Raw genomic sequence first — 17999 nt, forward strand, 5'->3', positions numbered from 1 at the left:
CGCCCGCGAGGTCACCGAGTACCGGGCGCGCATCAAGCGCGAGCGGCTCGCGGCCCGCACCGGTGGCGCCAACCGCTCGCTCGTCGACATGATGCGCGATCTCAAGGAAGGCGCCGGCCGCAAGGAGCTGCCGATCGTCATCAAGGGCGACGTGCAGGGCTCGGTCGAGGCGATCTCCGGTGCGCTGGAGAAGCTCGGCAACGACGAGGTCTCGGCGCGCATCCTGCTCGCGGGCGTCGGCGGCATCACCGAATCCGACATCACCCTGTCGCAGGCCTCCAAGGCCGTGGTCATCGGCTTCAACGTGCGCGCCCACAAGGAGGCACGCGAGGCGGCCGAGCGGGCCGGCACCGAGATACGCTACTACAACATCATCTACGACCTCGTGGACGACATCAAAGCCACGATGTCCGGCATGCTCCCGCCGACGCTCCGCGAGGAGCGCCTCGGCGAGGCGCTGGTCCAGGAGGTCTTCGAGGTCTCCAAGGTCGGCAAGGTCGCCGGCTGCCGCGTCCAGGATGGTGTGGTGGAGCGCGGCGCCCATGTTCGCCTGATCCGCGACAACGTCGTGATCCACGAGGGCAAGCTGAAGACCCTGAAGCGCTTCAAGGACGACGCGAAGGAAGTCACCTCGGGCCAGGAATGCGGCATGGCCTTCGAAAACTTCGAGAACATGCGCGCGGGCGACACGATCGAGTGCTACCGGGTCGAGGAGATCCGCCGCACGCTCTGAGGCGGTCCTTCCCTCCGGTCCGGATCGATGGGCGCGGCCTGCCTCAGGCCGCGCCCTTTCTTTTGGCGACCGGGGACGCTCTTAACGTTGACGCTCGATTCGTGCGGGGCGGCCCAGGGGCGCCCTGTTCAGGTGCATCTGCACCGCTTAGCCTCGGGCTCAACGAGACAATCATGCAGAGGCGGTCGACGGGCCGCGAGGACGGGGGCCGATGCTGAACTCCTACGTGATCCGTCGGGCGCTCTCCGACGGCAAGCACCGGAAGATCTTCGTCGAGCGCCTCACGGAGCCGCTGCACCTCAACCTGATCTCGCTCGGCGTCGCCCTGTTCGGCTCGTTCCGCGCCAAGGTCGCCTTCGACCTGATGGTGCGCCAGCAATACGCCTTCCCGATCCTGTTCGCGGCCGAGGAGGCGAAGAAGCGCGGGCTGTCGCGGATCACGGTGCTGGAATTCGGCGTCGCCGCCGGGGCCGGCCTCCTGAACATGTGCGAGCTTGCCGAGCGCGCCGAGGCCGCGACGGGCGTCGCCATCGATGTCGTGGGGTTCGATACCGGCAGCGGCATGCCGCCCGCGATCGATTACCGCGACATGCCGGAATATTTCCAGGAGGGCGATTTCCCGATGGATTTCGAGGCCCTGCGCCGCGCCTTGCCAGGCCGGTGCCGCCTCGTGATCGGCGACGCGGAGACGACGATTCCCGAATTCCTCGCCTCGGTGTCGCCCGAGGCGCCGATCGGCTTCGTCTCGGTCGACGTCGACTATTACTCCTCGGCCGTGAAGGTGCTCACGATCCTCGGCGGCCGGGCGGACCAGTATCTGCCACTGGTGCCCGTCTACCTCGACGACGTGAGCATGGACGGGGCGAACCCCTGGAACGGCGAGCTTCTCGCGGTGGCGGAGTTCAACGAGGCGCATCGCTTGCGCAAGATCGCGCCCTTCAACGTCCTGCGCTCGAAGCGCATCTTCAAGAACGCCGGCTGGATCGACCGCATGTTCGCGGCGCATATCCACGATCACCCTGCACGCACCCCCGCGACGGCCAAACGCGCGGAACAGGCCTATATCCCGAACGAGTATTTGCGCTAAAGGAAGCGCCTTCGCTCGGCGCCCGCTTCGCGGACGGCGTCCTGGTCCTCAGGTTCGCCGTCATGTGGCCGCTCGCGATCCATGCTCCGGCGATGCTCGGCAGGTGGAGGGACCGTCCCGACCGTAGCCCTTGAATAGGGGTTCGGTGGGGACGCGGTCCCCGCGCCCGTTGCAGCGTTCGCCGCCCGAACCGCGTTAGACGTCGTGATGGTCCAGAAACAGCAGAGTGCCGGTCCCTCTCAGCGCCAGCAGCGTGTGGCGGAACTGGTGCGTCACGCCCTCGCCGAGGTGCTTCAGCGCGGCGATATCCAAGATCCGGTACTCGGCACGCATGTCGTCACGGTGCCGGAAGTCCGGATGTCGCCGGACCTCAAGCTCGCCACCGCCTACATCATGCCGCTCGGCGGGCAGGACGAGGCGCCGGTCATCGCCGCTCTGGAGCGCAACCGGAAGGTCCTGCGCCAGGAGGTGGCCCGCCGGGTGAACCTCAAATACGCTCCCGAGCTCCGCTTCCGCCGCGACGAGACCTTCGACGAGGCTGCCCGGATCGACGCGCTCCTGCGCAGCGAGAAGGTCCAGCGGGATCTGGACAGCGCCCCGCACGCGGAATCAGACGGCGAACCCGAGGCCGATTCCGGGCATTGACCCCGGCGCCCGACCGAACCCATTCGACCCGAAACGCTGGACGGCGCGGAGAGGCCCGGTTCAACTCCGGAGCCCGAGCGGCCGAACCGTCATCGACCGAGGATCCCATGACCGACGTTCCGCCCATCGAGCGCCAGGAATCAGCGCCGGAGACGATGCGCCCGAGCGACCGCCGTCCCCTCGACGGGCGCCGTCCCTCCCGCGGCGGCCCCCGTCCCGACCGGCCGAAGAAGCGTGACGTGAGCGGCTGGGTCATCCTCGACAAGGGCGTCGGGATGACCTCGACGCACGCCGTCGCCGTGGTGAAGCGGGCCTTCAACGCGAAGAAGGCGGGGCATGCCGGTACGCTCGACCCCCTGGCCTCCGGTATCCTGCCGATCGCCCTCGGCGAGGCGACGAAGACGGTCCCGTTCGTGATGGACGGCCGCAAGGCCTACCGCTTCACCGTGGCGTGGGGCATCGAGACCGATACCGACGATGCGGAGGGCCGCCCGGTCGCGACGAGCGAGGCGCGGCCGACACGCGAGGCCGTCGAGGCGGCACTCCCGACCTTCATCGGGGCGATCGAGCAAGTCCCGCCGCGCTTCTCCGCCATCAAGATCGCGGGCGAGCGCGCCTACGACCTTGCGCGGGACGGCGAGGTGGTGGAACTCGTCGCGCGCCCGGTGCAGATCGACCATCTCTCCGTGGTCGAGCATGCAGACGGCCGCACGGTCATCGCGGCCGAATGCGGCAAGGGCACCTATGTGCGGGCGCTGGCGCGCGACCTCGGCCGCATGCTCGGCTGTTACGGTCACGTCGCCGCACTGCGCCGCACCCGGGTCGGCCCCTTCGCGGAGGCGGAAGCCTGCAACGTCTCCGCCCTGGAGGCGGCCGGCCCCGAAGGCAACGCGCCTCACCTGCACCCGGTCGAGACGGCCCTCGACGCGATCCCTTCCGTCGCGATCTCGCGCGACATGGCACTGCGCCTGATGCGCGGTCAGCCGGTAATCCTGCGCGGGCGCGACGCGCCGACCGAGGGCAAAGTGTTCGCGACCTGCGCCGGCATCCTCGTCGCGGTCGGCGATGTGGAGCGCGGCGAATTGGTGCCGCACCGGGTGTTCCATCTCGGCGGCACCGCCGCGCGGTAAGCGCGACGCCGGCACTCCCATCGATTCGGACGGGTGCGGAACGTCTCACCCGGTCGGTGTGTCCTCCCGCGTCTCCGACGCCGCCCGCTCCCGGTCCGCACGCATGCTCCGGCGGACCACGACGAGCTGCCAGGCCGCCAAGCCGATCAGCAGCAGCTCCAGGGCGGTCGAGGCGATCACGGCGGGCCGCCCTCCCCCACATCGGCGCGACGCTGCGCGGCGGCTTCACGGTCGCGCCGGATGCTGCGCTTGAGGACGACGAGCTGCCAGATCGCGGCGCCGAGGGCGAGCGCGAAGACGAGGCCGATATCGAAGAAGGCGAAGAGCGGATCGCTCACGGCGCGCTCTCGCGCGTCAGGGCCTCGCGCTCGCGCAAGGTCTCGATCATGTCGAGGACGCGCACCGCCTGACCTGCGATGTCCCACCAGACCGGGGCGGCGGCGGGGGGCGGCGTCGCCGCCACCGCCGCGACGAGGAAGGCCGTCTCCGGCAGGCAATGTGCCGACCTGTCGGTGCCGGCCAGGGGCAGAGCGCTCCTCAGGAGAAGCGCGGCCTTGCGGCGCCCGCGGACCCGCGCCCGGCGGCCGACCGAATCGAAACCCGCGCGCTCGATCTCCCGGCCGATCTCGGCATAGATCAGGCGCGCAGCGCGGATCGCGGGGCGGCAGGCCAACGGCAACGCGCCGATGCCGGCCTCGGACCGGGCGTAGAGCAGTTCGGCGGCCTCCAGCAGGCGCGCGACGACGCGACCGATCGCCGGGTCTGCCGCAGGTGCCGCGAGGAAGGCGTCCGGGTCGATGCCCTCCTCCGCAAGCCAGCGCAGCGGCAGGTACAGGCGGCCGGCTCGGGCATCCTCGCCGACATCGCGGGCGATGTTGGTGAGCTGCATCGCCACGCCGAGGTCGCAGGCGCGCGCGAGGGCGTCGGCATCGCGAACCTCCATGATCAGGGTCATCATCGCTCCGACGGCGGAAGCGACCCGGGCCGCGTAGGCGCACAGGTCGGACAGCGTCTCGTAGCGGCGTCCTTCGGCATCCCAGGCGAGGCCGTCGAGGAGCGCCTCCGGAAGCGCCCGCGGGATGGCGTAGCGAGCGACGATCTCGGCGAGCGCCCGGTCGGCCGGTTGGTCGGCTGGGTCACCGGCGTAGATCCGCGCGAGGCGCGCCTCGAGCCTTGCGACCTCCGCACGCGACGTGCCGGCGCGCGCCTCGTCCACCGCGTCGTCCGAGTGTCGGCAGAAGGCGTAGAGCCCGTAGGCCGCCCTGCGCGTGCTCGGCGGCAGCAGAAGCGAGGCCGCGTAGAAGCTTCGCGAACCCTGCCGGATCGCCGTGCGGCAGGCGGCATGGTCCCGCTCGCCGGCGTGGCGCCCAGGGGCCGGCTCGGCAAGGTCAGGCGAAGACGCGCGCATCCGGCACCACCCGATCGAGAACCCTGGCGGAGGAGAGCACGCCGGGAAGCCCGGCGCCCGGATGGGTGCCGGCCCCGACGAGGAAGAGATTGCGCACGTCCTCCGAGGCGTTGTGCGGCCGGAACCATGCGGATTGCGTGAGCACCGGCTCCAGGCCGAACCCGGACCCGCGGAAGCTCAGGAAATCGTCGGCGAAGTCCTGCGGCGTCGTCACCTTCGAGGTGACGACCGACCCGGACAGGCCGGGCAGCAGGCTCGCCTCCAGAAACCGCGCGATGCGTGCACGGTAGGGCTCCGCGCAGGCGCTCCAATCCTGGCCGCCGGCCAGGTTCGGCACGGGGGAGAGCACGTAGAAGGCGTCATGGCCCGGCGGCGCCAGCATCGGGTCCGTCGCGGTCGGCCGGTGCAGGTAGAGGCTGAAATCGTCGGCGAGGTGCTTCCGCCCGAAGATATCGGCGATGAGCTCCCGGTAGCGCGGGCCCATCAGGATCGTGTGGTGGGCGACGTCCGGATATTTGCGTTTCGTGCCGAAGTACCAGACGAACAGGCCCATCGACGACTTGGCCGCCTCGATCCGGGTGTCGCTCCAGCGGCGGCGCACCCTGGGCGGCAGCAGGCGACGATAGGTGAAGGCTGAATCGGCGTTCGAGACCACGATGTCGGCAGGGATGCGTTCGCCCGTCGTGAGCGTGACCCCGGTCGCCCGCCCGTTCTCGACGCCAATCTCCGCCACATCCGCGCCGGTGCGCAGGCTCCCGCCGTGCCCCCGGATCAGCCCGGCCAGCCCGTCGACGAGGCGGCCCGTGCCGCCCATCGCGAAATGGACGCCCCAGCGCCGTTCGAGATGCGCGATCAAACAGTAGATCGCGCTCGCCCGGAACGGGCTGCCGCCGATCAGCAGCGGGTGGAAGCTGAAGATGGTGCGCAGCCGCTCGTCTCGGATGTGGCGCGACACCTCCCCGTAGACGCTGCGGTGGCCGCCGAGGCGCAGGAGATCGGGGGCGATCCGCAGCATGTCCCGGACGCTGCCGAAGGGAACGTGCCCGAGCTCCTCGAACCCGACCCGGCAGATCTCGCGGCTGCGCGCCATGAAGCGTTCGTAGCCCGGAACGTCGGCCTGCGAGAACCGCGCGACCTCGGCTCGCATGGCGGCCTCGTCGCCGCTGTAGTCGAAGGTCGCCCCGTCCTCGAACCGGATCCGGTAGAAGGGTCGCATCGGCACGAGGTGGACGTCGTCCGACATGCGCCGCCCGCAGAGCGCCCACAACTCCTCGAACAGGAAGGGCGCGGTGACGATCGTCGGACCGGCATCGAAGGTGAATCCGTCCTGCCGATGGACGCGGGCACGCCCGCCGAGTTGATCGAGCCGCTCCAGCACCGTGACGCGGTAGCCCCGCGCACCGAGCCGGATGGCCGCCGCGAGGCCGCCGAAGCCGCTGCCGATCACGACGGCGCCCGGCCTCCGCCGCTCGCTCGGTCTGTCGAGCCGGATTGACTGATCAATCGTCAACATCATTGGACAGTAGGGTCGTCAAGGTTCCCGTGGCAAGGCGTCTTCGGTTCGCGTCGGCGTCAATCCGGCGGATCCTCCGGCGGCAGGACACGCACGGCCATGGCTTCGTGGAGGATCGCGTTCGCGACGCGCTCCGGCGCTTCCTCGTGCGCGAGGTGACCGAGGCCGCGCAGCAACTCCACCCGCCCGTCGGGCAGTCGGTCGCGCACGGCGAAGGCCGTCTCGGGCAGGATGGCGCGATCCTCGCCGCCGACGAGGAGCAGCGTGCGGAGCCGGAGGCCGACGATGTCGCGGTCGAGGGCGTCGAGATTCCAGTTCGCCATCATGCCCAGCGCGCCAGCGATGTGCCCGGGCTTGCGGAACAGGCGCCGATACAGATCGAGCCCCTGTGCGTCGAGCCGGGAGCCGGTGCCGCGGATCAGGCGCTCGACCGCGGCGCGATCGGCCGACCACGCGAAGATGCGCGGCGTGACCGGGTTCAGGAACAGCATCCGCGCCATGCCCGGGAAGACCAGTCCCGCCATCCCGGGAAAAGGCTTGAGAGCGCCGTTCAGGGCCACGAGAAGGCGGGGCGCGAGCCCGCCATCGAGGCAGGCCCGGACGAGGATCGCGGCCCCGGCCGAGTGGCCGACGACGACCGCGGGATCGCAGCCGAGGGTTCGAACGAGGTCGGTGAGCGCGCCGGCCATGCCGGGCAGCGACAGGCGCCGGTCGGGCAGCGGGTCCGTGAAGCCGTGGCCGGGCAGGTCCGGCGCGATCACGCGGAAGCGCTCGGCGAGGCTGGGCATCAGCCCGCGCCAGGAATGGGTCGCCGCCCCGGTCCCGTGAACGAGGAGAAGGACGGGCGCGGTCTCCGGTCCCATGGCCTGCACGTGCCAGGACAATCCGGAGGCCGTCACGAAGCGGCTCGCGCCGCGGTGGGGCCAGTCGCGGCCCTCCTCCTCCCAAAGAGGCCGATCTTCCCGGTAGGAGGGCATGGCGAGGCTCGCGCTCATGCGGCGGGCGCCGCCGCCCGCACCGCGGCCCCGAGGCTCGCGGCATTAGCCTGCGGCAGGGGGAGGTAGCGCGCGGCCATCGCCTCCGCGAGGCGCCGGGCCGCCTCCTGGGGACGGGATGCGGTGTCGACGAGAAGTGCCGCCAGCCCTTCCTCGCGGAAGGCGCGCGCGGCCGCTAGCGCCTCCTCCCCCGCCCGCGCCCGGCCCGGCTCCCCCGAGCGCCCCACATTCGCGCGCCCGTCGGTGAGCAGCACGACGAGGGGCGAGCCGCCGCCCCGTCGGATCGCGAGCGCCAGGGCGAGAGCCGCGTCGAGCCCGGCCGCCAGCGGCGTCCCCCCACCCCCGGGCAGCCCCGCGAGGCCGCGTTTCGCCCGCACCAGAGAGCGCGTCGGCGGCAGGACGATGTCGGCGCCCGCGCCGCGGAAGGCGATCAGGGCGACCCGGTCGCGCCGGGCGTAGGATTCGGCGAGCAGAGCCTCGACGGCGCCCTTCGCCTCCGCGAGGCGCTCGATGGCGGAGGAGCCCGAGGCATCGACGGCGAAGATCGTCGTGCTCTCGCTGCGCTGGCGATAGCGGGTGATGCGCAGGTCGTCCGTGCGGATCGCGATCCGCCCCGCTTCACGGGGCATCCGAAGCCGCTGCCAGGGGGCAGCCGCGCGAAGCGTCGCCATGAGGTCGAGCCGCGCACGGCGCGGATCGCCGGGCCGGCTGCCCACGGGCCTGCCTGACCGGGCCAAGGCCGCGGCGGCGCCGGACTTGCCGGTCTTGGCGCTCCGCACGCGGCCGGCCGCGAGCAGCGCCAGGAGGCCTGGGGGAATCGCGGCGCGCACCGCCGCCAGGACGACATCGTCGATGGGTCGGTCGCCGTCGCCGTCCCGATCCGCGGGCGCGTCGGCAGAGGCCGGCTCCGGTTGATCAGCCGGCCCGGCCTGAGGCTCGGGCAGGCGGGTGGCGCGCGGCGCGAGCACGAGTTCGGCGGCCTCGACCGCGTGAGCCTCTCCCGGCTCGCTCTCTCCGTCCAGCGCGGCCGCGAGGCGGGCGATGCGCAGAGCCAGGATCGGCGCGCGGAGGGAGGCGACGCCGAAGGCGCAGGCCGTGAGGCAGAGGCTCTCGATCCACGTCGTGGTGTGGCCGGGGCGATGGGACGTCACTGCTGCCGAGCGGGATTGGGTGCCGGCCGGACGTGCTGGATTGGCATCCCGGGGCGCGGCGTCCGGCACGATGTCGCGCAGGCTGACGCCGTCGAGATCGAGCCGGAAGGCGAGGCGTTCGAGGAGAGCCGCCGGCGGCGCCTCGTCCTCGTCCCCCTCGTCGAGCAGGATCAGGCCGATGCGCGCGGGCAGGCGCGCCGCGAGCCCGTCTCGGGCGACCGAGACCCTGCCGGTATCGAGGCAGGCGGCGAGCCGTGCGGCGGTCGCCCCGTCGAGGCGCTCGGCCATCGGCACGATCACGAGGCCCCCATCCGCCTCGGCCAGCAGCCCCCGCTGGAGAACCGGCCGGCCCGCGGCGAGCGTCGCGGGAAGATCGAGGCCGCCGAGGAGGCGGTCGTCGGCGATCCCGGCCGGCATCCGGCGCACCGGACGTCCGGACGCTCGCGCGGCCGACAGGGCGGCGAGCCACGCGTCGCGCACGGGGCCCGGGCGCGCCCGCAGCCGGACGCCTCCGCAGCCGTGCGGATCGGCGGAGAGCAGCGTCGCGACCCGCAGGGCCCTGTCCCAGGCCGCCCGGCCCGCCTCCGGCTCGGGCGGCGGGCTCACGCCAGCACCTCGGCCACGGCGCGGGCCACGCGGGCGGTCGACCCCGCCTCGTCGAGGGGGTTGCGGCGCAGGCGATGCCGCAGCGCCGATGGCGCGACGCCGCGGATCTGCGCGAGCCCGACGCTCTCCTCTCCCTCCAGGGCGGCGAGCGCCCGGGCGGCCCGGATAAGGGTCAGCTCGCCGCGCAAGCCGTCCGTGCCGAGGGCGAGGCAGAGGCGGGCCGCGGCCTCCAGGCTCGCATCGGGAACCGTGACCTCCGCGAGCCTCGCGCGGGCCGCGGTGATGCGCCGCCGCAGGGCCTTCTCGGCGCCGGCCTGCGCCGCAGCGAAGCCGCCAGGGTCACGCTCGAAGGCGTCCCGCCGTCGCACGACCTCGATCCGTGTCGGGATGTCGGTCGGCGTCGTCACCTCGACGGCGAGACCGAACCGGTCGAGGAGCTGGGGCCGCAGCTCTCCCTCCTCCGGGTTGCCGCTGCCGACGAGGACGAAGCGGGCCGGATGGCGCAGGCTCAGCCCCTCCCGCTCCACGGTGTTGACGCCCGAGGCCGCCACGTCGAGGAGCAGGTCCACGAGATGATCCTCGAGGAGATTGACCTCGTCGATGTAGAGGAAGCCGCGGTTCGCCCGGGCGAGCAGGCCCGGTTCGAACGCCTTGATGCCCGCCGTCAGCGCCCGCTCCAGATCGAGAGCTCCGACGACCCGGTCCTCGGTGGCTCCGAGCGGCAGGTCGACGACGGGGATCGGCACGAGCCGACCGTGCCGCGGAGAGCCGGCCGCGCAGTGTGGGCAGGCGGAGGCGGAACCGGCCGGGTCGCAGGAATAGGGGCAGCCCGCCACGGCCTTCATCGGCGGCAGGAGGGCGGCGAGCGCGCGGATGGCGGTCGATTTGCCGGTGCCTCGGTCGCCGAGCGCCAGCACTCCGCCGACGCTCGGATCCACCGCCGCGATGAGCAAGGCCCGCTTCATCTCGTCCTGCCCGACGATCGCCGAGAAGGGGAAGACCGGGGCCGCCTCCGGCAGCGAGGTCCTCGGACGCGGGCTCGGCTTTCGGGCCGCCCGGGGCGGGAGCCGCACGATACCGCCCTCCCCGGTCTCGGGCTCGCTGAGAGGCATCGGTGCGGATCGCTCGTCGAGGGTCATGGGCCCTACTCCGCTGCCACCTTCTCCAGGCCGATGCGCCGCCAGATCGTGGAGAGCGCGCCGACCAGATGATCGATGTCCTCGTCCGTGTGCAGCGGCGAGGGGGTGATGCGCAGGCGCTCCGTGCCGCGCGGCACGGTGGGGTAGTTGATCGGCTGCACGTAGATGCCGAACTCGTCGAGCAGGGCGTCGCTGATCGCCTTGCAGAGAACGGGGTCGCAGACCATCACGGGCACGATGTGGCTGCCGTTGGGCAGGTAGGGGATGCCAACCTCGTCGAGGCGGGAGCGCACCTGCCAGACCCGATCCTGGTGCCGCGCCCGCTCGGCGCTGCTCTGCTTGAGGTGGCGGATGCTCGCCGCCGCGCCCGCCGCCACGGCCGGGGGCAGCGAGGTGGTGAAGATGAAGCCCGAGGCGAAGCTGCGCACGAAGTCGCAGAGCTTGGCGGAGCCCGTGATGTAGCCGCCGTGCACGGCGAAGGCCTTGCCGAGCGTGCCCTCGATCACGTCGAGGCGGTGGGCGAGGCCCTGCCGCTCGGAGATGCCGCCGCCGCGCGCGCCGTAGAGGCCCACCGCGTGCACCTCGTCGAGGTAGGTCAGCGCCCCGTGCGCCTCGGCGACGTCGCAGATCTCGGCGATCGGGGCGATGTCGCCGTCCATCGAGTAGACGGATTCGAAGGCGACGAGCTTCGGGCGGCCGGGCTCGACGAGGCCGAGCTTGCGGTCAAGGTCGTCGGGATCGTTGTGGCGGAAGATCTGGCGCTCGGCCCGGCTCGCCCGGATGCCCTCGATCATCGAGGCGTGGTTGCCCTCGTCGGAGAAGACGACGCAGCCCGGCAGCTTGCCGGCGAGCGTGCCGAGCGCGGCCCAGTTCGAGACGTAGCCCGAGGTGAACAGGAGTGCAGCCTCCTTGTCGTGAAGGTCGGCCAGCTCGCGCTCGAGGAGCACGTGGTAATGGTTGGTTCCCGAGATGTTGCGGGTGCCGCCCGCCCCCGCCCCGCAGCGGTCGAGCGCCTCGTGCATGGCAGCGAGCACCGTCGGGTGCTGGCCCATGCCGAGATAGTCGTTGGAGCACCAGACCGTCACCGGGCGGGTGCCCGCCGGATGGTGATGCACGGCGTGGGGAAAGCGCCCCGCCTGCCGTTCGAGATCGGTGAAGACGCGGTAGCGCCCCTCGCGGTGGAGGCCGTTCAGCTCGGTGGCGAAGAAGGCTTCATAATCCATCGCGGGGCTCCCCTTCCCTGGTGGTCTTCGTCGCGCGTTCTCTCGCGCTCGGTTCAGGCGGCGTCCCGGTGGCCGATCTCGGCCGGCTCGGGTGCTGTGATGACGAGGGACGCCGGCTTCGGTCGCGCCGGCAGGCTCCAGTTCCAGAGGGCGCTGGAGGGCAGCGGCAGCATCAGGAACCAGTGCTCCAGCGTCGCGAGCGCCGTCAGCGTCGTCAGGATGGTGAAGCCGACGAGCTCGAAGGCGGTGAGATCGTCGGCGAGGGCCGTGCGGCCAAGCAGCGCCACGATGATCGTGGCGAGGCTGACCGAGGCCGGGAACAGCAGGTTCATCGGCTTCTTGGCGAGGTAGCAGCCGAGATAGCTCAGGTGATCCGGCAGGAACTCGGCGTTCAGGTTGCGCACGCCGAGGAACATGTTGAGCCGCGCCGAGAGGTTCATTCCCCACAGGATCAGGTAGGTCCAGAGGGCGAAGCGGTTCGGCGCGTCCCAGGTGAGCACGAGGATGGCGAGCGCACCCGCGACGATCGCGATCTCGTGCCAGAGGCTCGTGGCGGCCGCAGCCCGGAACCGCTCGAACCCGCGCGTGCCCGGCGGGCAAGCGCGTGGGGCCGGGCCCGAGACGAAGCCCATGTAGTAGCTGATCTCCTGCCAGCCCCAGACGAGGAGCGCCGCCGTGAAGGCCGTGTAGGCGCCCGCCTCGCTCGCATCTCCCGCGCTCGCGCGCACCGCCCACAGAGAGGCGGCGAGGACGAGGCTCGCCCCCGCCATGCTCCAGCGGAAGGTGCGGCGCGGCAGATGATCGAGCAGGATGATCAACCCGGTGGAGAACCACCAGATCGCCACCGCGTAGAGGGCCGGCACGGCGTAGGACGACATCGGCGCCCCGCTACCAGACGGGCTGCAGGCGGATCTCCGCCGGCATCGGGTTGTCGACCGCCGGCAGCAGCATCAGCCGACTGAAGGCGACCGCCGCGCGCGCGGCCTGGAACCCGTGCGCGACGCGGCCCGCGAGCCCGCCGCGCGCCTTCGCCTCCGCGATCTTCTCGGAGCAGTCGAGAAGCCTGTCGAGGAGCGCCTTGAAGCGCGGGTTGTCGAGGTCGAGGGTGAGCGGGAAGGTCTGGCGCGAGATGTCGGAGGTGATGCGGAAGACCTTGAAGTCGTAATCCGTCGGGTCGACGCCGAGGGCCTTGTGGAAGGCCGGCCGGCAATGGTCGCGCACGTACATCGTGGCGAAGACGGCGAGCAGGAAGAACTTGATCCAGTAGCGGTTGAGCCCGGTCGTCAGCCTCGGGTTCGCGCGCATCAGCAGGGCGAAGGCCTCGCCGTGGCGGAACTCGTCGTTGCACCACTTCTCGAACCATTTGAAGATCGGATGGAAGCGGCGGTCCGGGTTCTTCTCGAGCTCCCGGAAGATCGTAATGTAGCGGGCGTAGCCGATCTTCTCCGAGAGATAGGTTGCGTAGAAGATGAACTTCGGCCGGAAGAAGGTGTATTTCTTGGTCTTCGTCAGGAAGCCGAGATCGACGCCGATGCCGAAATCCTTGAGCACGTCGTTGATGAAGCCGGCATGCCGCGCCTCGTCCCGGCTCATGAAGCCGAACAGCTCCCGGATGTCGGGGTTCTTGGCGCGCTTCTTCATCTCTGCGTAGAGCACGCAGCCCGAGAATTCGGCGGTGATCGAGGAGACGAGGAAGTCGAGGAATTCCTTGCGCAGCTCCGGATCGAGTCCCGACAGGTCGACGTCGAACTCGGCATTGCGCACGAAGTGGCGCTTGTTCGGGTCGGCGCGCAATTCGTCGATCAGCACGGTCCACTCGGCGCGGACGGGCTCGACATTCGTGCGGTCGAGTTCCTCGAAATCCGTCGTGTAGAAGCGCGGGCTGAGGAAGGTCGTCTCCTGCGCGGCCTTGGTCGATTCGTTGACCGGAGCCTTGGGGACGGGGTTCTGCGAGAGCGGGTGCTTGATCGGAGCGTTCACAGTCTCCTCCTCTCGGTGAAGCTGACTTCATAGAGCTCGGTCAGTTCGAGATGGCCGGCGAGCTTGGTCCAGAGGCGCTCGACGCGGCCCGCCCGGGTGACGGTTGCGGTGCGCTCGACGACGAGACGCTCGCCGTAGGGCACCGAGGTCGGCGCGTCGTGCACCTGCACCTCGTCGCCCGGCTCGATCTCGAAGGGCGCGTGCAGGCTGACATGGGCGTGGAGGGTCTCGGGTGTCTGCTCGATCTCGATCGTGCAGGGCACCTCGACGGTCTGGCGACCGTTGAGCCAGTCGAGGATCATCGGATCGTGCTCCCTTCGGGCAGAAGCGTCTCGGGCAGGAGTTTGGCGAAGGCCCCGGCATTGGTGGCGCCGAAGGCTTCGAGGTTGACGCGCCGCCCCGTCGCCTCGTCGGAGAGCGTCAGGCTGCCATCGTCGTAGCGGGTGAGGCGGAACGGCTCGGCACGGCCATGGCCCGCCCGCAGCCGCGCCTGACCGAAACCGCGAAGCGTCGCGCGCAGGAACCCGTCCTGGCCCGGCGCGACGAGGGCCACGAGCCGGTCGCTGCCCGCCTCGTGGAGCGTGATCGCCCCGTCGCTGCGATCCTCGACGGTGAGAGCGAGGCTCGCCACCGGGTTCGCCTCGGGCTTCTCGGTGATGCCGACGCCGCCCGTGCGGCCCACGGCCACCGCGAGCAGCGTGAAGGCGATGAGGGCGCCCGCGCCGACGAGGGCCGGGGCCGCGACCGGCACGCTCTCCGCATCGTTCGACATCCGCGTCTCCTCTCTGTCAGCCGGCCACGGCGAGCCGCGGCGGGCGGGCTGGGGTGGGCGCGCCCTGCGGCCGCTCCGCGAGAACCGGCAGGGCACTCTCCTCGGGTGCACGCGCGGCCTCGATCGCCTGGGCGAGGAGCCGTGCGACCGAGCGCGCCTCCGGCACCGAGCGCAGCATCGGCTGAGGCTCGGCGACGTGCCAGGGCCGTGCATGGGGCCAGAGATGCAGATAGGCGATGCGGGTGCCGGGCTTCAGGCGCACGGGCAGATCGCCCGTCCCGTCCCCGAAGGCATGGAGGCCCGCATCCGCCACCGCCGCGAAGGGCAGGTTGAGGGTGACCGGCAGCGCGATCCCGACCCGCATCACGATCCGCCGGTTCGTGATCGTGTAGGTGGTGGTGCGCGCCGACAGCCAGCCGAGGACGGCGACGAGGATGACGGCGACGCCGAAGGCCGCGAGCGTCGGCGCCGTCTCCGCGACCGCGTCGGCGAGGCTCGCCGCCGGCAGCGCCTGCCAGAGAGCCAGAGCCGAGAACCACAGGGCGACGAGGCGCAGGTGCAGGGCGCGCAGGGCGATCCCGGCGGCCGTGGGGCGGCCCTGCCAGAGGACGCGCTCGCCCGGCGGCAGCGGCTCCGGCAGGCCCTCCGGCACGAGGATCTCGTTCGTCGGGGCGCTCACAGCAGGGCCTCCTGACGATCGGGCGTAGCGTAGAGGGTGCCGGCGCCGAAATAGGCCATGATCTTCTCCTCCTCGAGGAGCGTCACGGAATCCGGATCCTTCGTGCCGGGAATGTCGGCGAACTGGCTCGCGAGCAGCGCCTCGGTCTTGACGGTGCGCGAGAAGCGCCCCGTCCGGCAGAAGGTGTGGGGCATCAGCACCCGCCGGCCGCCCGCCCCGAGCTCGACCTCGTAGTAGCGGACCATGCTCTCGCCGCGGTCGATCCAGAGGTCGCTCACCGTGCCGGCGACCTGCCGGTCGGCGCCGAACACCGTCATGCCGATCGGGTTCGGGCCGTCCTCGTGCACCGTGAAATGGGTCGCGACCCGCAGGGGCACGATGCGCTTCTGGCCGTCGAAGGTGTGGTCGTGCTCGTCGTCCCGGTGCACCCAGGAGCCGGGGCCGATGTGATCCTGCATGGGGTTGCCGCCTGGCTCCAGCGGCGCGCCGGGCCAGGGCTCGCGCTTGTGCCCGACGAAATTGCGGTCGGGCTTCGTGTCCGTCTGCGGCGCGGTCTTCACCTTGCCGTCCGAGAGCGGGAACAGCTTCGGCGTCGGGATCAGGATCGGGTCGGGGCTCTTCAGCCGCCCGGTGACCTCGGCCTCGAGCGGATATCCCTCCCGCCGGTCCTCGCGGCGGATCCAGAAGATCAGCCCGGCGAAGAAGATCCAGAACGCGTACAGAACCACCTGCGCCACGTCGACGTAGCCCGTGATCTCACCTCTTGGCATGGCGAACCTCCCGACGCTCAGCTGGACGGTTGGACGAGGGCGGACGGAGCGAGGCCGCGCTCGGGGTTGGGGTGGGTGCGGCGTCCCTCGCGCACGAGGGGGCCGATGGCGACGAGGGTCGCGAACAGCAGCGCGATCTCGATGTGGTAGACGACGAGGTATCCGATCGCGGGATCGCTCAGGGCCTCGCCCAGCGCTCCCGAGGTGGCGAGGTCCGAGCCGACGTCGCGCAGGATGCCGCTCGCCGCGATGGCGAGCCCCGCCGCGCTCGCCTGCACCGCGCCCCAGGCGCCGAGGGCGAGGCCCGTATCCTCGGGGCCGGCCTTGGCCATCGAGGCGGTGAGCGTGCCGTGGGCGAACAGGCCGCCGCCGAGCCCGATCAGTGTCACGCCCGTCGCGAAGAGCTGCTGGGAGGCGAGCGGGGCCGCGAAGACCACCGCCGAGAAGGCCATGATCCCGACGACCGCGCCGGCCGCCGCCACCCGGAACGGGTCGCCGCCCCGGTTGAGCCACCGCGCGGCGACGAGGAGCCCGAGGCCGCCGCCGGCCGCCAGCATCGCCGTGAGCGCGGTCGTCGCCGCGACGGAGAGATGGAGGATCTGGCCGCCGTAGGGCTCGAGCAGGATGTCCTGCATCGAGAAGGCCGCGGTGCCGAGGCCCGTCGCGACGAGGCGGCGGCGGGCGAGCCCGCTGCTTGCGTAGAGCGCCCAGCTCTCCGAGAAGCCCGGCCGGGCCACGTCGCGGCCGGTGCGGGCCGGATCGCGCGGCTCCTGCTTCCAGAGGGCGATCCCGTTCACGATGATCGTGACGAGGGCCGCGCCCTGGATCACCTGGATCAGCCGCACGGCGGAGAAATCGGCCAGCAGCCAGCCGAAGGCGAGCGCGCTCACCATCATGCCGACGAGGAGCATGACACAGAGGAGCGCCACCACCTTCGGGCGGGCCCGCGCCGGGGCGAGGTCGGTGGCGAGCGCGAGGCCGACCGTCTGCACGGTGTGGAGGCCCGCACCCACGAGGACGAAGGCGAGCGCGGCGGCGATTTGCCCACCCCAGAGCGGCCCCGTCGTGTCGCCCGACAGGAGCAGCAGCGCGAAGGGCATGATGGCGAGCCCGCCGAATTGCAGCAGCGTTCCGAACCAGATGTAGGGGACGCGCCGCCAGCCCAGCACCGAGCGGTGCGTGTCCGAGCGAAAGCCGACCAGGGCCCGGAGCGGGGCGAAGATCAGCGGCAGCGAGAGCATCAGGGCCACGATCCAGGCGGGCACAGCGAGCTCGACGATCATCACCCGGTTCAGCGTGCCGATCAGGAGCACGGCGGCCATGCCGACCGTGACCTGGAACAGGGCGAGCCGCATCAGCCGGCCGAGGGGCAGCTCGGCGGTGGCCGCGTCCGCGAAGGGCAGGATCGCGGGCGTGAGGCGCATCAGCGCCTGCGTGATGCGGCGGGAGGCCGTCATGCCCACCCCCGCGTCAGTTCGAGAGCGTTCGACAGGTAGAAGCCGCTGTTGATCCGGTGCGTCCGGGCGAGCGCGAAGCCCGCGAGGTTCGGCTCGCGGTCGATTCGCTTGGCGAGGCCCCGCGTGGTGATCGGCACGATCGCCGGCGCCCGGTCGGATTTCGGGAAGAGCTTGCCGGCCGCGTGCATCAGCGTCAGCAGGGCGGTGCGCGGCGCCACCGTGAAGACGATCGAGCCGTTTGTCCGGCTGCCGAGCTCGGCGAGCGCCCGGGCGATGTCGCGGCCCGCATAGTGGATCAGCGAATCCATCGCGACGACGTGGTCGAAGCGGCCGAGGCCGGGATCGAGCATGTCGCCGACGCGGAACTCGATCGCGCCCGCGCCGGCGACCGGCTCGGTCCGCTCGCGGGCGAGCCCGATCAGCGTCGGCGAGACGTCGATGGCGACGACGTCCGCCCCGCGGCGGGCCGCCTCCAGGCTGAGCGCGCCGGTGCCGCAGCCGGCGTCTAGGATGCGCAGCCCGGTCAGATCCTCCGGCAGCCACGAGAGCAGCGTCCCGCGCATCGCGTCGCGCCCGGCCCGCACCGTCGTGCGGATGCGGCTCACCGGCGCGTCCGAGGTCAGCCGCGCCCAGGCCTCGACGGCGGTGCGGTCGAAGTAGGTCTCGAGCTGGCCGCGGCGGGCGGCGGAGGTGGGGCTCGTCATCGGCCGG

General features: G+C 71.6%; 21 protein-coding genes. 4 read left to right on the top strand and 17 right to left on the bottom strand.

Annotated features, from left to right (window positions below; all coding sequences use genetic code 11):
- Positions 1 to 733 (top strand): translation initiation factor IF-2 (locus E1J50_RS14470; RefSeq protein ID WP_342635912.1); only part of this gene is annotated, 733 nt, incomplete at its 5' end.
- A gap of 211 nt (positions 734 to 944) precedes the next feature.
- Complete coding sequence (locus tag E1J50_RS14475; RefSeq protein ID WP_132254543.1) at positions 945 to 1820, top strand: hypothetical protein; 876 nt, start codon at positions 945 to 947, stop codon at positions 1818 to 1820.
- Between the two features lie 195 nt (positions 1821 to 2015).
- Here the strand turns inward: E1J50_RS14475 and E1J50_RS28110 are convergent, their stop codons facing one another.
- Entirely contained in the window at positions 2016 to 2153 is a 138-nt protein-coding gene (locus E1J50_RS28110; protein ID WP_245516585.1) for a hypothetical protein, read from the bottom strand.
- Here E1J50_RS28110 and rbfA point away from each other — a divergent pair.
- Entirely contained in the window at positions 2088 to 2465 is a 378-nt protein-coding gene (rbfA, locus tag E1J50_RS14480) for a 30S ribosome-binding factor RbfA (protein WP_245516582.1), read from the top strand. The two genes, E1J50_RS28110 and rbfA, sit on opposite strands and share 66 nt — an antisense overlap.
- Positions 2466 to 2572: 107 nt before the next feature.
- Positions 2573 to 3595 (top strand): tRNA pseudouridine(55) synthase TruB, encoded by a 1023-nt coding sequence (gene truB / locus E1J50_RS14485; protein ID WP_132254545.1) that lies wholly within the window; start codon positions 2573 to 2575, stop codon positions 3593 to 3595.
- Positions 3596 to 3640: 45 nt separating this feature from the next.
- On the opposite strand, the gene E1J50_RS28340 is transcribed toward truB, so the two are convergent.
- The 16 genes from E1J50_RS28340 to bchM are packed head-to-tail and all read right to left on the bottom strand — an operon-like array spanning position 3641 to position 17992.
- Positions 3641 to 3775, bottom strand: a complete 135-nt coding sequence (locus E1J50_RS28340; RefSeq protein WP_281024567.1) for a hypothetical protein — start codon at positions 3773 to 3775, stop codon at positions 3641 to 3643.
- Positions 3772 to 3933: a hypothetical protein gene (locus E1J50_RS27335; protein WP_165937873.1), complete on the bottom strand. Its 162-nt coding sequence runs from the start codon at positions 3931 to 3933 to the stop codon at positions 3772 to 3774. The genes E1J50_RS28340 and E1J50_RS27335 overlap by 4 nt, the downstream gene beginning before the upstream one ends.
- The gene (locus E1J50_RS14490) at positions 3930 to 5003 is read right to left on the bottom strand and encodes a phytoene/squalene synthase family protein (RefSeq protein ID WP_132254546.1); all 1074 of its coding nucleotides are present in this window, start codon (positions 5001 to 5003) and stop codon (positions 3930 to 3932) included. The genes E1J50_RS27335 and E1J50_RS14490 overlap by 4 nt, the downstream gene beginning before the upstream one ends.
- Complete coding sequence (locus E1J50_RS14495; RefSeq protein WP_132254571.1) at positions 4984 to 6516, bottom strand: phytoene desaturase; 1533 nt, start codon at positions 6514 to 6516, stop codon at positions 4984 to 4986. Before E1J50_RS14495 ends, E1J50_RS14490 begins: the two co-directional genes overlap by 20 nt.
- A 59-nt stretch (positions 6517 to 6575) precedes the next feature.
- Complete coding sequence (gene bchO, locus E1J50_RS14500) at positions 6576 to 7511, bottom strand: alpha/beta fold hydrolase BchO (RefSeq protein ID WP_245516579.1); 936 nt, start codon at positions 7509 to 7511, stop codon at positions 6576 to 6578.
- Positions 7508 to 9268 carry a magnesium chelatase subunit D gene (locus E1J50_RS14505; protein ID WP_207919214.1) on the bottom strand — a complete coding sequence of 587 codons (1761 nt, stop codon included), beginning with the start codon at positions 9266 to 9268 and terminating at the stop codon, positions 7508 to 7510. The genes bchO and E1J50_RS14505 overlap by 4 nt, the downstream gene beginning before the upstream one ends.
- Entirely contained in the window at positions 9265 to 10380 is a 1116-nt protein-coding gene (gene bchI / locus E1J50_RS14510; RefSeq protein ID WP_132254573.1) for a magnesium chelatase ATPase subunit I, read from the bottom strand. The genes E1J50_RS14505 and bchI overlap by 4 nt, the downstream gene beginning before the upstream one ends.
- Before the next feature lie 32 nt (positions 10381 to 10412).
- Positions 10413 to 11630, bottom strand: coding sequence for a 5-aminolevulinate synthase (gene hemA, locus E1J50_RS14515; RefSeq protein ID WP_132254548.1), 1218 nt, complete (start codon positions 11628 to 11630; stop codon positions 10413 to 10415).
- Positions 11631 to 11683: 53 nt separating this feature from the next.
- A complete protein-coding gene (puhE, locus tag E1J50_RS14520) occupies positions 11684 to 12508 on the bottom strand; it encodes a putative photosynthetic complex assembly protein PuhE (protein ID WP_132254549.1) in 825 nt (274 codons plus the stop codon).
- A gap of 10 nt (positions 12509 to 12518) precedes the next feature.
- A complete protein-coding gene (gene acsF, locus E1J50_RS14525) occupies positions 12519 to 13610 on the bottom strand; it encodes a magnesium-protoporphyrin IX monomethyl ester (oxidative) cyclase (RefSeq protein WP_132254550.1) in 1092 nt (363 codons plus the stop codon).
- Positions 13607 to 13912: a hypothetical protein gene (locus E1J50_RS14530; protein WP_132254551.1), complete on the bottom strand. Its 306-nt coding sequence runs from the start codon at positions 13910 to 13912 to the stop codon at positions 13607 to 13609. The genes acsF and E1J50_RS14530 overlap by 4 nt, the downstream gene beginning before the upstream one ends.
- Positions 13909 to 14382, bottom strand: coding sequence for a photosynthetic complex assembly protein PuhC (gene puhC, locus E1J50_RS14535; RefSeq protein WP_132254552.1), 474 nt, complete (start codon positions 14380 to 14382; stop codon positions 13909 to 13911). The genes E1J50_RS14530 and puhC overlap by 4 nt, the downstream gene beginning before the upstream one ends.
- A gap of 16 nt (positions 14383 to 14398) precedes the next feature.
- On the bottom strand, positions 14399 to 15061 hold the full coding sequence (gene puhB / locus E1J50_RS14540) for a photosynthetic complex putative assembly protein PuhB (RefSeq protein ID WP_132254553.1): 663 nt from the start codon (positions 15059 to 15061) through the stop codon (positions 14399 to 14401).
- On the bottom strand, positions 15058 to 15831 hold the full coding sequence (gene puhA / locus E1J50_RS14545; protein WP_132254554.1) for a photosynthetic reaction center subunit H: 774 nt from the start codon (positions 15829 to 15831) through the stop codon (positions 15058 to 15060). Before puhA ends, puhB begins: the two co-directional genes overlap by 4 nt.
- A 17-nt stretch (positions 15832 to 15848) precedes the next feature.
- Positions 15849 to 17288 carry a BCD family MFS transporter gene (locus E1J50_RS14550; RefSeq protein ID WP_132254555.1) on the bottom strand — a complete coding sequence of 480 codons (1440 nt, stop codon included), beginning with the start codon at positions 17286 to 17288 and terminating at the stop codon, positions 15849 to 15851.
- A complete protein-coding gene (gene bchM, locus E1J50_RS14555) occupies positions 17285 to 17992 on the bottom strand; it encodes a magnesium protoporphyrin IX methyltransferase (RefSeq protein ID WP_132254556.1) in 708 nt (235 codons plus the stop codon). Before bchM ends, E1J50_RS14550 begins: the two co-directional genes overlap by 4 nt.
- Positions 17993 to 17999 lie beyond the last annotated feature (7 nt).

The organism is Methylobacterium segetis, assembly GCF_004348265.1.
Classification (GTDB): Bacteria; Pseudomonadota; Alphaproteobacteria; order Rhizobiales; family Beijerinckiaceae; genus Methylobacterium; species Methylobacterium segetis.